Origin of the sequence: Thiohalophilus sp. (genome assembly GCF_034522235.1) — a bacterium.
In the GTDB taxonomy this organism is placed as follows: domain Bacteria; phylum Pseudomonadota; class Gammaproteobacteria; order UBA6429; family Thiohalophilaceae; genus Thiohalophilus.
This window is the reverse complement of sequence record NZ_JAXHLN010000003.1, coordinates 1,187,907-1,201,516: the sequence shown is the minus strand read 5'-3', so window position 1 is coordinate 1,201,516 and position 13,610 is coordinate 1,187,907. Positions and strand designations below refer to the sequence as shown.

At 52.5% G+C, this 13,610-nt stretch carries 11 protein-coding genes; 3 read left to right on the top strand and 8 right to left on the bottom strand.

Annotation, left to right across the window (positions count from 1 at the left end):
• Positions 1–304: 304 nt before the first annotated feature.
• The gene (radA, locus tag U5J94_RS08825) at positions 305–1,669 is read right to left on the bottom strand and encodes a DNA repair protein RadA (protein ID WP_322565278.1); all 1,365 of its coding nucleotides are present in this window, start codon (positions 1,667–1,669) and stop codon (positions 305–307) included.
• Positions 1,670–1,867: 198 nt separating this feature from the next.
• Here radA and U5J94_RS08820 point away from each other — a divergent pair, with 198 nt between their 5' ends.
• Positions 1,868–2,821, top strand: a complete 954-nt coding sequence (locus U5J94_RS08820) for a PDC sensor domain-containing protein (protein ID WP_322565277.1) — start codon at positions 1,868–1,870, stop codon at positions 2,819–2,821.
• A 232-nt stretch (positions 2,822–3,053) separates the two neighbouring features.
• Complete coding sequence (locus U5J94_RS08815) at positions 3,054–3,338, top strand: hypothetical protein (RefSeq protein ID WP_322565276.1); 285 nt, start codon at positions 3,054–3,056, stop codon at positions 3,336–3,338.
• Positions 3,339–3,385: 47 nt separating this feature from the next.
• Here the strand turns inward: U5J94_RS08815 and U5J94_RS08810 are convergent, their stop codons facing one another.
• The gene (locus tag U5J94_RS08810) at positions 3,386–3,883 is read right to left on the bottom strand and encodes a class I SAM-dependent methyltransferase (protein ID WP_322565275.1); all 498 of its coding nucleotides are present in this window, start codon (positions 3,881–3,883) and stop codon (positions 3,386–3,388) included.
• A 319-nt stretch (positions 3,884–4,202) separates the two neighbouring features.
• Entirely contained in the window at positions 4,203–4,688 is a 486-nt protein-coding gene (locus U5J94_RS08805) for a hypothetical protein (RefSeq protein WP_322565274.1), read from the bottom strand.
• 379 nt (positions 4,689–5,067) lie between these two features.
• On the opposite strand from U5J94_RS08805, the gene U5J94_RS08800 reads away from it, so the two are divergent.
• A complete protein-coding gene (locus tag U5J94_RS08800; protein ID WP_322564286.1) occupies positions 5,068–6,297 on the top strand; it encodes an IS256 family transposase in 1,230 nt (409 codons plus the stop codon).
• Between the two features lie 517 nt (positions 6,298–6,814).
• Here the strand turns inward: U5J94_RS08800 and U5J94_RS08795 are convergent.
• From U5J94_RS08795 to U5J94_RS08775, 5 genes are all read right to left on the bottom strand, one after another.
• A protein-coding gene (locus U5J94_RS08795; RefSeq protein WP_322565135.1) for an IS3 family transposase occupies positions 6,815–8,352 on the bottom strand; the annotation gives its coding sequence in 2 pieces (ribosomal slippage) (positions 6,815–7,890 and positions 7,890–8,352; 1,539 coding nt in all).
• Positions 8,353–8,409: 57 nt separating this feature from the next.
• Complete coding sequence (locus U5J94_RS08790; protein WP_322565273.1) at positions 8,410–9,057, bottom strand: MAE_28990/MAE_18760 family HEPN-like nuclease; 648 nt, start codon at positions 9,055–9,057, stop codon at positions 8,410–8,412.
• Positions 9,050–10,093 carry a DUF262 domain-containing protein gene (locus U5J94_RS08785; RefSeq protein ID WP_322565272.1) on the bottom strand — a complete coding sequence of 348 codons (1,044 nt, stop codon included), beginning with the start codon at positions 10,091–10,093 and terminating at the stop codon, positions 9,050–9,052. Before U5J94_RS08785 ends, U5J94_RS08790 begins: the two co-directional genes overlap by 8 nt.
• Positions 10,059–11,288, bottom strand: coding sequence for an IS256 family transposase (locus U5J94_RS08780; protein WP_322565271.1), 1,230 nt, complete (start codon positions 11,286–11,288; stop codon positions 10,059–10,061). The genes U5J94_RS08785 and U5J94_RS08780 overlap by 35 nt, the downstream gene beginning before the upstream one ends.
• A 395-nt stretch (positions 11,289–11,683) precedes the next feature.
• Positions 11,684–13,096 carry a hypothetical protein gene (locus tag U5J94_RS08775; protein WP_322565270.1) on the bottom strand — a complete coding sequence of 471 codons (1,413 nt, stop codon included), beginning with the start codon at positions 13,094–13,096 and terminating at the stop codon, positions 11,684–11,686.
• Positions 13,097–13,610 lie beyond the last annotated feature (514 nt).

Sequence of the window (13,610 nt, the reverse complement as noted above, 5' to 3'; positions counted from 1 at the left end):
AAATCTCACCGCAGAGACGCAGAGCACGCAAAGATAGATTTAACAGTGCAGATTGTGTACCACGCTTACCGCTGACTCAATCACCAAAGCACTGATGTCACCAAACTACACCGATTCAGTGCATTTAGTGTCTTCGGTGGTTATCGCTTGCCGCCCCGGGGAATAACGTGGAGAGGAATAATTTTAAATGCTGAATATTGAATGGGGGCTATCATTCAATTCAGAATTTAAAATTCAACATTCATAATTATTTTCTCTGTGTCCTCTGCGCCTCCGCGAACTCCGCGTTAATTAACCGAATCGTTTAAAAGAGATCCAACAGTTCTTCGAGGCGACTGACCGCGGTGATCTGCAGGCCGTCGATGGGTTTGCGCGGGGCGTTGCCTTTGGGGACGACGGCACGTTTGAAGCCGTGTTTGGCCGCCTCGTTCAAGCGGTCCTGGCCGTTGGGCACCGGGCGGATTTCGCCGGCCAGGCCGATTTCGCCGAACACCACCAGATCCTGCGGCAGAGTCTTGTTGCGCAGGCTCGACACCACCGCCAGGATCACCGCCAGGTCGGCGGCGGTCTCGGTGACCCGCACGCCGCCGACCACGTTGGCGAACACATCCTGATCGGCGCACACCACGCCGGCGTGACGATGCAGCACCGCCAGCAGCATGGCCAGGCGGTTGTGTTCCAGCCCGGTGGTCACCCGGCGTGGATTACTTAACTGACTGTCATCGACCAGCGCCTGCACTTCCACCAGCAACGGGCGGCTGCCTTCGAGCGTGACCAGGATGACACTGCCGGGCACCGCCTCGTCGTGGCGGGACAAAAAGATCGCCGAAGGGTTGTTCACCTCGCGCAATCCCTTATCGGTCATGGCGAACACGCCCAGCTCGTTGACCGCGCCGAAGCGGTTTTTCATCGCCCGCACCAGCCGATAGCGGCTGCTGGAATCGCCCTCGAAATAAAGCACCGTGTCGACCATGTGCTCCAGCACCCGCGGCCCGGCCAGGTTGCCCTCCTTGGTCACGTGCCCGACCAGAAACAGCGCAGTGCCGGTCTGCTTGGCATAGCGCACCAGTTGCGCCGCCGACTCGCGCACCTGGCTCACCGAGCCGGGCGCCGAGGTCACCTCGTCGGTATAGACCGTCTGAATGGAATCGATCACCAGCACCCGCGGTTGCTCCTGCTGGGCGATGGCCAGAATATCCTCGATGCGGGTCTCCGCCAGCAGACGCAGCTCGCCGGCCGCCAGCCCCAGCCGCTGCGCGCGCAGACCGACCTGCTGCAGCGATTCTTCGCCGGTGATGTACAGGGGCGCGAGCTGCTCGGCGAGACTGACCACGGTCTGCAACAACAGCGTCGATTTGCCGATACCGGGATCGCCGCCCAGTAACACCACCGAGCCGGGCACCAGCCCGCTACCCAGCACCCGATCGAACTCGCCGATCCCCGTGGCCACCCGGCTCACATCCTCGGCGCCCACCTCGGCCAGCCGCTGCACCCGCTGGCCGCTCGCCTCGCCGGTAAAGCCGGTAAAGCGTGCGCCGCGACTGCCGCTGCCCACCGCGGTCACCTCCACCAGGGTGTTCCACGCCCCGCAGTCGCCGCACTGCCCGGCCCATTTCGGTGCCTGGCTGCCGCATTCGGTGCAGGAATAGACGATCTTGCTCTTGGCCATCGTGGGTTATATATCCGCTCTTGAGATCAGGGGACATGGTAACATGAGCCAGCCTGTCGCGATCCCCACAGCCCGGCGCACTTGCCGCTTGCGGCAAGCGTCATCCGCCTGTCATGGCACACGAGGACAATCGACGGCACACTATTTGAATACCGGTACTGGAACAGAAAAACACGACAACCACATGGATGGAACTTTATGTCAGCCTTCAAGGATCGCATCGCCCATCAAAAAAAGCAGCTGGCCAGCCTCGCCGCCGAGCCGCTGTCCGCCCTCGCCGTCGAGGCGGCCGCCGTCTGGGAAGATCCATCTCAATTGGATCAGGTACTGCTGCGCGGCCTCGGCCAACTGCCCCACTGCCACATGCTCTACGCCATCGACACCCATAACATTTTGATCTCCGCCAACGTGGAGAACGACCAGCTCGATACCCAGTGGCGTGGCCTGGATCTCACCGGCCGGCCCTATTTAAACCGAACCCTGCCCTGGCAGGGCTTTACCCTGTCGGGCGTCTATACCAGCCGCCACAGCCTGCGTCCCTGCATCACCGCCATCCAGGCCGTGCGCGACGGTGACGCGGTCCTCGGCTTCATCGCCGCCGACTACAACGTCGACGATTTACACAGTCAGCGCCGCAATCCACCGGCCTCGGCCGGCTGGAGCCAGTACAAGGGCGACCCGGCGATCCGCGGCACCGTGTTCCAGCAACAGCGCACCATCAGCGCCATGGACAAGGTACTCGACGAAGTAATGAACAGCATCGCCGACATGCTGCGCCACCACGGCATCTTTCATGTCAAGATTCATTTCTCCAGCTCCCGCGCCTCTTTCTGGTCGCTGGACGATCCCTACGACTACAACATCCACATGCTGGATGAGATCGTCGATCCCGAACGCTGCCTCGCCTACCCGCGCCGCCCCGCGCACGAACGTACCCAGGTCAGCTTTGGTGACATCGGCCGCGTGCTGGATCAGTTCAAGGCCCTGCGTCACGCGGACGAAACCATCTACCTGCGATCCGCCTCCTTCAACGTCATCAACGGCATGGTCGGCCTCACCTTCTCCTGCGACGGCTCGCACTACATCCACTTCCAGCAGTTTCTGGACATGGACACCAGGTTCTGGTTCGGGGAAACGGCCGAAGCCGTTTGATAGAAAAGAACATTAACGCAGAGGCGCGGAGACGCAAAGGAACGCAGAGGTAGATTAAGCAAAATTGGCGGTTAGCAGTTCAATATTGTGGTGAGAAATATGCATACTGTCACCATAACTCCCCAAACAAGGGTTATTGCTGAAATGTTAAATGAGGAATATTAAAGTCGGTTGAGAATCGTTTGTATCATAAGCTGAGCTTCTCATCCGTATGAGCACAATTTCGGAGGTAATGATGCGATTAAAACTGTCCCTTCTGTCCCTGGTATTTTTCTTTATCACCGCATGCGCAGGCAACCCCGAGAGTACGGCTGCCCTGCAATGTGAACGTGGTTTGGAAACCGCCTACAAAGAGCTCGACTTTGCCAAGGCCAAGGGTCTTGGCGGCACGATGGAATACACCAAGGCTGCCAGCCTGCTGACAGCTGCCAAGGTACAGTTTGAGTTTGGAAAATACCCAAACTGTATCGACAAGGTTAAACGTGCCCGTGCCTATATCCGGGTATCACAGCAATAGTCCTGTTTTGACGTAAAACGCTTCACCTCAGAAGGATAGTTGTTTAATCAGGGAAGTCGTAAATCAGAAATCGGCCGATCAGGGTTGCGTGGGGCAACAGACATACTGTCGCCGGGCCTGCAAACCCGTTTTAGTTCGGCGGCGACGCGTTCGGGACGGGGGGCAAACATGGCGCCAATGACGCTGTAGACCTGATCGAAGCTGTCATCCTCGTAGGGAAGGGATTCGGCATCGCCCACCTCAAAGTGTATCGACAGTTCCTCCCGAGCGGCTCGGTCTCGGGCCTGCTCGATGAGGTTCTCGGCGATGTCGATGCCGTAGGCCTCGGCGCCGGCCCGGGCCGCCGGGATCGCCACCTGTCCTGCGCCACAGGCCACATCCAGGACCCTGGCACCTCGCCGAGCGGGATGGCGTTCGAGAAACTGAAGCGTACTGGGCGCCAGGGTCTCCGCCACATCCGCGTAGTTGCCGGCGCTCCAGGTCGCCTTAAGTTGCTGTTTCAGTTGCTCAAACTCCGGGAGCCCTTTTTCAGATACTCTGCTCATGGTCTTATCCTCCAATTCGCGCTGGATGGAGAGTATAAGAAGAATAACGCACTATTTTGCCAAGTCCAGCGGTAGCCAGACGTCAGTAACCCGCCTCGTCATGCTTCGATCACCCAGAATTCGCCCTGTATTCAACGCCTGAAAACCGGGGTCAAGGAGAGAGCAGTTGGCAGTTGGCAGTTGGCAGTTGGCAGTTAAATTGTGGCTGTAAATAAGTATCCTGCCACAGGAATTCATCTCTTTCCGCTCAACGGTTAAGCCAGGGGAAGCACAAGGCGCCAGCCTGTTTGAGCGCCTTATGATATGGGCTATATGGGGATCAGTTTAACGATGAAATATGCTCAATCACCTTGTTCTGGGTCTGGATAAGCTGATCGATCATTTCATTTTCATCACGCAGATCGCCGACCGCCTCAATCAAACCGGCCTGTATCGCTTTAAACAATTTAATAAGCTCAGATCGTTCAACCTCTCCGTCGCTTAACTTACACACCCAGATATCGGCGCCAGTGGCCGAAAGCTCCATCATCCGCTCCAGGCTCAAACTATCATTTGAAAAATATTTTTTAATTAACACATCACCACCTTCTATCATGAATGATGCAGTTAAAAGCGCCTCTTTGACCTCGCCGTGCGCATCTTCAGCTGCCGACGCATAGACCGGCGAAACAGATTCCAGCAAGTCCGACCACTTGCTACTCTCTTCCCCGCTTAACATGATTGCCGCCATCGGCGCTGTCACCAACAGCCTGTAGCTGGGGGCGCTCATTTTTTCCAGGTTTATTTCAGTATCTTGTGTTTCCATCTTGTCCTTCTTTTATCATCTAACAACGACACTGAGTCGAGGCACTAGCGACCGGGATAATATGAGGTCGATAGCGAATTGTAATGCAAATAGTTCTTTTTTGTCACCGACCTCTTTTACGAAATTGTAAATCAGAAGTCGGGAGTCGATAGTTTACGTTGGCAGTTAAAAACTTTGGCGGGTAGTAAGCAGACTGTCCACGGGATTGAGTGCAGCCAAACCCACCACTTCTCTATTGAAAAACGTCTTTTAAGCAGAAATTTCAATCGGAACTTCAGGAGATCATATTGTGTTAAGAATTTTCGCCGGCCCGGAGACTGTAAATTAAATTGTGTAACTGCTCAAAGTCCCATACCCTTGATAATAAAGGAAAAGACACATGAGCAGAAGAACAAAAACCAAAACCGATATCGACCCGCAGCTTGAAGCCCTGGTGAACAGTATCAAAACACCGGAGGAACTCGAGGACCTCACCCGCTTGCTGCGCCAAAAAACCTTTGAAGCTATGCTCGAAGGCGAGATGGATGACCACCTTGGCTATCCCAAGCATGACAAAGCCGGTCAGCATAGCGGCAACAGCCGTAACGGTTACAGCAGTAAAACCTTGAAGGGCGAGCTTGGCGAGCTGCCAATTGCCATTCCCCGGGACCGCAACGGGGAATTTGAGCCGCTCATTATCTCCAAAAACCAGACCCGGCTACCGATTTTCAACGACAAGATCATCATGCTCTACAGCAAGGGCATGAGCACGCGGGACATAGCTTCCACCTTGTTGGAACTGTACGGCGTTGAGGTCTCTCCTACGCTGATTTCACGGGTCACCGAGCAGGTGCTGGAACAGGTCCAGCAATGGCAATCCCGACCCCTGGATGAGGTCTATCCCATCGTCTATCTCGACTGCATCCGGGTGAAGATCCGTCAGGACAAACGCGTCATCAACAAAGCCATTTACCTGGCGCTGGGCATCAACCTGGACGGCCAGAAAGAACTGCTGGGGCTGTGGCTCGCGGAAAACGAGGGTGCCAAGTTCTGGCTGTCCGTGCTCACCGAACTGCAACAACGGGGCCTGAAGGACATTTTCATCGCCTCGGTGGATGGGCTGACAGGCTTCCCGGAAGCCATTAACACCGTTTACCCGAAGACCCAGATCCAGCTATGCATCGTGCATATGGTGCGCAACTCGCTCAAATTCGTCTCCTGGAAAGAACGCAAGACCGTTGCCGCTGACCTGAAAAAGATCTACGCCTCCCTCACTGTCGAGGAGGCCGAGCGAGAGCTGGCCGCCTTTGCCGAGCGCTGGGATGAGAAGTTTCCGTCCATCAGCACGGCCTGGCGCAAACACTGGCCGAATCTCATCACCCTGTTTAACTACCCGGATGATATTCGTAAAGTAATTTACACCACCAACGCTATCGAATCCCTCAATAGCGTTATCCGTAAGGCCGTCAACAACCGTAAGGTCTTTCCGAATGACGACGCGGCACTCAAGGTCGTCTATCTGGCCATGCAGGCGGCCTCCAAGAAATGGACCATGCCCATTCACCATTGGAAGGACGCCTTGAATCGTTTTATGATTGAGTTTCCGGATAGAATGCCGGAGCAGTTCTAACCGGGCAGTTACACAGAATTATTTACAGTCTCCCGGCCCGACCCGTTGGACAACTAAATCACGTTGAGAAATTAGTATACTGCCCACAGAATTCTGAACACTACCCTTATAACCGCCATTTCCTCGTCAAAAAACGCGTTTTAAGCTGATATTTCAGTGACAATCTTGAAATTTATATTTTCCCATCAAGTGCTTACGCTGGTCCGACCCCGCCAGACTATGAGCTGATTTAATGTGTCCGTGAAACTGGGGGAGGTTCATACTGTCCCCATATTTCCGTATATATAGCTCTTCGTACATTACTTGTCTCTCTTGATTTATTTTTTCTTGAAACGCGTTTACTTTTTCTCGTTACCAAGTTACTACATTGCAAGTCACATAATTAAAGGGTTCGGTGACAAGCTATAATTATTCGTATCTCCATGTGTCGCCAATCTTTTTTTATTTATATTTTATATTCTCACCATCTCTTTTTGGAATACGGTGTTTTTCAAGATAGTTGTCGCCTTTTCCGTTCTTAAGCCGCTTGCTGCACCCGCTCAGGGTTGAGGGCCGTCGGTCCTACCGCTACCCAGTTTCTCGTTCTGCCGGACCATCGCTGCGGGTTCCGCACCTTGGCCTGCTCGTAGATCCGATCACGCTGTTTCAGGATATCCCGGTCGTCGCCTCGATGCCGCTGCGCCGGCGTCACAAATTTCAGCGCACTGTGGCAGTGGCGGTTGTTGTACCAGTCGACAAATTTCAGCATCCAGTCACGAGCCTCTTCCAGCGTGGCAAATCCCTGCGATGGCCAGGCCGGACAATACTTCAGTGTCCGAAACAGCGACTCGGAAAACGCATTGTCGTTGCTCACTCGCGGCCGACTGTATGACGGCGATATGCCCAGATCCGCCAGCTTGATCCGCAGCGTCTGCGATTTCATCGGGCTGCCGTTGTCCGCATGCAAGACCAGCGGTTGGCGAAAGCACCGCTCGGCCAGCACGCTGCGCTGCACCAGCGGTGCGGCCAACTCGCCGGCCTCTCGCTCGTGGACTTCCCAGCCGACGATTTTGCGGCTGTAGATGTCCTCAATGAGGTACAGGTACCAAAACAGTCCACGCACCCGGCTGGGCATCCAGCTGATGTCCCACGACCACACCTGGTTCGGCCCGTCGGCCACATGCGTGGTCGGCGCCTTCGTTTTCTTCGGCGCCTGGGCCCGGCCCCGGTGATGCCGCTGGCCCGCCGCATGCAGTACCCGGTAGAAGCTCGACTCACAGGCGATATATTCACCCCGGTCCGCCAGCTTCGGCACGATCTGGCTCGGCGGCAGTGACGCAAACTCGGGTTCATTGCACACGGTCAGGATACGCTCGCGCTCCTCGGGCGTGAGCTTGTTCGCCGGCTCGGGCCTGATAGCATCAGGCCGTCGGTCGGCATGAACTTCCCCACCCTGGGTCCATCGCTGCAGAGTGCGTACAGTGATGCCGATTTCCTTGCAGGCCCGCGCCTTGCGGGCTCCAGCGCTCACCGCCTCCTCAATATAACCCACCAGTTTGCGCCGCTCCGGGAGCGAGGTCATCCTTCCTCGTCGTCCCCCCAGAGGGCGTTCAACTTTTTTCGCAGGGCCAGCAGCGCGGCGGTCTCTGCCAGCGCCTTGTCCTTGCGCCGCAGTTCCCGCTCCAGCTCCTTGATACGCTTTTTATCCTCGCGGGCCTGGGCCTTCTCAGCCTGTCGCCGACTGGCCGCCTGGTCCGCTCCGGTCTCACAGGCCGTGCGCCAGGCCTTCACCTGCTCGGGGTATAACCCCTTACCACGGCAATACTCACTCAGCTCCGCTTCACTCAGGCCGGCGGTCTCCACCACCACCGCCAGCTTCGCTTCACCCGACCAGTCGTCGCTTTGTTTTCCGTTTCCCGGCACCGGGACCCCCTGTTCTCTGGCTTGTTTTCGCCAATTATACAGGGTCATTTCGCTGATCCCTTCCTCTCGAGCCACATCGGCTACACTTCGGTTTTGCGGGGGCAACAGCATGCACATCACGGCAGCCTTGCGTTCTTCTGAATAACGGGGCATTTCTCGTCGCTTTCCACCCCCTGTCTTGGTTACTTTCTGATTCAGAAGAGGCGACAACTATCCTGACACAGGGGGGAGGCGACAACTATCCTGACACAGGGGGAATACGTCTGACAAAAGTAGCAACATATTTTGCGTAAACTCAATATGATTATCTATATCTACAGCTGATAAATCTGGATCATCCCCATGCGCAACACCATGCCTCCAACCAACAAGCTCTTTATCTATTCTAAGTCTCAATGTGTTAAATGGCGCCACATTGAAGCCGAGAAAATCAAAATTGCTACGTAACTTTTCATAATTCAAATTAGACCGAGATGATATAACTTCAGAATCGAAATTATCAAAGTTTTCGTCAATCAGATTTTTCAAATTATTAACGAAATCATATTCTGCCTTAGGTGAGTGATTTCTATCTCTCAGCCTTTGAAGTTCGGGCCTTAATATACCAACAAGCATTGGCCATGAAATATCACTAATTTTTTTATCTATACCCTTAAGTAGATTGACATAGATATTAATACACTCATTATAAAAACCTTCCCAGTGAGCATAAGACAGGACAATTGTCGCCTTTGAATTAACCCCATAACGCGAAAGATATGCTGTCTCAGTCATACGAACTTTTAGCTCAGAAAGCTCCTTAGCTCTTCTTATACGGTTTGCGTCAATCTCATCAATATAAAAACTTACATTATTCATCCGGTTTAAACCAAACCTCACCAAATGGAATAGTTCTCTGTATCCGAGTAGTACCTCTAAGCCCAGACTCACTTAAATTTACAACTTCTTGTTGTCTCCAAAATTGACCGATTTTTTCTTTTATATATGAATCTGGATCTTCCAAATTTTCTATATCTTCTTTGTTCCTAGCAACACCAACAAGAATCCCTTCTAACGCCCTAAGTGAAAAGCGTTTGGCAATTCCCTCATACGCTTCATCATGCGGAATAAGTGCGTCTTGCCCATTAACTTTGTATAAAATGTTTATAGCCCAAAAAACTTTATCAATTACGGGGTTTGGATCTTGGTCTATTAATATTCTCAATATTCCATGATCTAAAAATTCTTGCACATCAGAACCAGGCTCAAAATCCTCTGCTACGTGCACAATCGCCCTAACAAAATATTCGACATCCTTTTGTCTTGCTTTCTGTTCATCTGTTATTTTAAAAATTTTCGAGAAAGCATCTGATTGAGCAATCTCTCTTATCCTCCTGGTTGCATCGGGATTACCCAAAACCATAGAACAAGTGCGCACCTCTTGTTCATTTGCGTATTCACCGCCACGGTTCAAGCGTTGAAATAAATCAAACTTTGTCTTTGCGTCGCTAGGGTGCTTTAAAACCTGAAAATCAAGCCGTGCACGCCTAAAAAACAGCTGCAATGACTTCTCCAGTGAATTTTCGCCTTGTTCACCTGACCAACTAATTCCCTCAAGTGACGGAAGATAGGTAGATGAACTGAGAATAGATGCTGGGAGGGTTTTATCTGTCTTTTCTGGGTCACGTAGAACGCCCATAAATTCAAGAATAGTTGAAATTCTCTGAAGCCCATCAATTAGCTCCCATGTACCATCTTCTTTTTCGTACGCAAACGCAGGGGGCACAGGGATTCCTATAAGTATTGACTCTATAAAAGCTGTTTTTTTATCTATTGACCATCGAAATAGAGACTGTAAATAATTCTGTGTAACTGCCCGCTTAGAACTGCTCCGGCATTCTGTCCGGGAATTCAATCATAAAGCGATTGAGCGCGTTCTTCCAATGGTGAATGGGCATGGTCCATTTTTTCGATGCCGCCTGGATGGCCAGGTAGACGACCTTGAGGGCGGATTCATCGTTAGGGAAAACCTTGCGATTTTTGACCGCCTTGCGGATCACGCTGTTCAGTGATTCGATGGCGTTGGTCGTGTAGATCACCCGACGGATGTCATCCGGATAGTCGAACAGGGTAATCAGGTTGGGCCAGTGTCGCCGCCAGCTGGCACTGATCGACGGGAACTGATCATCCCAGCGAGCCGCAAAGGCGTCGAGCTCCTGCTCGGCTTCGGCCACCGTCAGGGAGGTGTAGATCTTTTTCAAATCCGCGGCGACCGCCTTGCGCTGTTTCCAGGCCACGAACTTCAGCGAGTTGCGCACCATGTGGACGATACACAGCTGGATTTTTGTTTTGGGGTAGACGGTATTGATCGCCTCGGGGAAGCCGGTCAGACCGTCCACGGCGGCGATAAAGATATCCCGGACACCCCGCTGCTGGAGTTCGGTCAACACGGACAACCAGAACTTAGCCCCCTCGTTCTCATTGAGCCAGAGCCCCAGCAGTTCTTTCTGGCCGTCCAGGTTGATACCCAGCGCCAGATAGATGGCCTTGTTGCTGACCCGCTTGTCCTGGCGGATCTTGATGTGGATGCAGTCCAGATAGACGATGGGATAGATCTCGTCCAGCGGTCGGCACTGCCACTGCTGCACTTCCTCAATCACCTGCGCGGTGACCTGGGAGATGAGCGTAGGGGAAACCTCGACGCCGTAGAGCTCTAGTAGCATGGCAACGATATCGCGGGTACTCATGCCCCGACTGTAGAGCGCCAGGATTTTATCGTTGAACATCGGCAGACGCGTCTGCCCCTTGGGAATAATGAGCGGCTCAAACTCGCCGTTACGGTCTCGAGGCACATCGAGGGTCAGTGCGCCCTGTTCGCCTTTGAGGGTTTTGGCGCTATACCCGTTACGGCTGTTGCCGGTGTTGTGGCCGGCTGTGGCGTGCTTGGGATAGCCGAGATGGTCAGTCATCTCGCCTTCGAGCATGGCCTCAAAGGCTTTTTGCTGAAGCTGCTGGGTCAATGCGGCAAGCTGTTCTGGCGTTTTGACTGCCTTGACCAGTTCTTCAAGCTGCGGGTCGATATCGGTTTTGGTTTTTGTTCTTCTGCTCATGTGTCTTTTCCTTTATTATCAAGGGTATGGGACTTTGAGCAGTTACACAATTTAATTTACAGTCTCTCGAAATAGTCTTTGAAACTCAGGGATAATATCAAGCTCTTCCTGAGAATACATTGAAGCAATTTCACCAATCGAAATCTGAAGACTATCTGTAGTCACAGATCTCTTTGCTGTTTCGAGTTCATCTCTTAGCATTAATTATTCCTTGTATGTATGACTTACACAGTCATGCTATATAAACAGTCCCATAATCCTATCAATCCTATCAATCCTACTTGTAATTACCATCCCCCACCGCTGAGAAGTCTGTGCCACCACAAACATACCATACGGGTTCAGATCTTGCCTTTTGCGTTACTGATTGAACCCCAGACATTCAACACATCATTCTAACTCTCATCTACTGGCTGACTCTCTTCAGCCACATCCTCTGAAGCAGTATCTTCGTCCAAATTACCTTCATTCGAGCTCACTTCCTCATTCTCCAGGGCCGGATCCGTTTTTCTGATTTTTGGCGGTGGCGCAACCCATGCCTGGAGTCGCTGGCCTGCCATCTCATAGAAATATGGGACAATTTTCTCGATCTCGTCTATAAACACCTTGTTTTTGGCGAATTTCCCGGCCAAATCCGCCATGTAAAAGACTTCAAATACTGTGGGAACAACATCGGAATTACTTGAGTTTAATACATCAGGATTTTCCATAACCTCAGATAGCGGAGCCTGCGTATCTTCCGCCCGACCGGGACGCAATGCTTTTATATAAATATCTTTATCGTTGATATTTTTAAGCTGTCGGGTCAACCAGTTTACTCGTGCGCTTGCACGTTTTTTATCCTGCGGGGCGCCTAATCGCATGGCACATATTATCGTCCTTGTCGCCAGATCGGCGGTAACATCAAGGTCGGCTGCTGCATCGGGTATTTCAAGATCACAGCTCAGAGTCTTATGCTTGACCAGATCCTCGACATCATCTCGCAATCTTTGCTGGGGGTCTGTTCGGTGAGAACGGGACAATCGCAATTTTACCGGTCGACCGAGTTTACGGCTCATTACAAGACATAAATCACGCTGTTCCTGATGCCAGCTTGAAACGGTATTTTCCACCTCGTCTGACGACTTGTTCAGGGTGGCATTACTCTTGACCTTTCCGATCACATCCTTCCATTCACGGTTCATGCTTGTAAACCGGCTGACGCCGCTCTTGTCATGACTTAGATAGCGAACCACCTCTTCGAGCACAAACTTTTGATCCTCTGATTCGATCTCGTCGCTATCAAGAAGCAATGTCGCCTGAGTCAACAGATACATCCAGGACCAGTGATACAATCCGACACTTCGGGTAAGCGTTTTCGGGATTTTGACGGGATGATGCTCAGGCAGTGCGACAAACTGATTTGTAATCGTAATTACGGCATCGATATTATTTTGTTTTGCCAGCTGTAAATACGCGGAGAGCTGTTCCTCGTTCACCTCGGCATTTCCAATTTTCGCCTCAATCAGCGCTTTCCATTGGCTTTTTCCGGTATTGAGGACCAGTAACCCGTCGGGCCTGTCTTTCTTGTCTTTTATATTTTTGACTGAGGTATTGTCTTTGAATACGACCTCTGTCCAGGTATCAAGATCTGCACGATTACCAACCCTTACACCCACAGAGCCCAACATCACCTTGCGAAATTCAAAAACCCCGCGCATTGCCGCCAGGGCAATTGAAGCCGCACGTTGTTCTCCATTGGAATCAGCGGTAACAGGGATCAGGCGAGCTCTTTCACCTGTTTTCAGGAACTCAGGTAACTTGCTCATTATGATTTTCCCCAGTTGAGAATTTAAGGGTGTGAACCCTGCATGGCTTCGGTATCGGTCCTGTTCGAGCAGAGCATGAGTCTATGTCCTGACAAAGTGTAGATCATTCTGAACGCCTATGCTGCCCTTGGCTCACCAGAATTTCCGCATATTTAGGGTTTTCCCGGTTCTATCTAGTCTGTTCCCCATCCCGTCAGACGCCGCCGAGCATCGCAGTGGAAGGAGGATAGCCCGCAGGGTGCGCGCATGGACGCGCGCACTCGCCAGTCGGCACACGGACGTGCCGTCTGGCGAGCCCGACTGGAATGAGAAGCGCAGGGAACCGGTGTAGCAATTGGTAAATTGCTACACCGGCGGCGTCTTTCGGGCGCGTTTTCTTTGGTTCTGTTTCTTTGTCGCGTGACAAAGAAATGAACCCGAGGCGCGCTGGCGGGTCAGCGCTTTCAAGATCAAGCTCGCCCGCAGGGCGATCATTTAGATAAGGGGTTCGTTTCCGAGAGTTCGTCGCCGACGG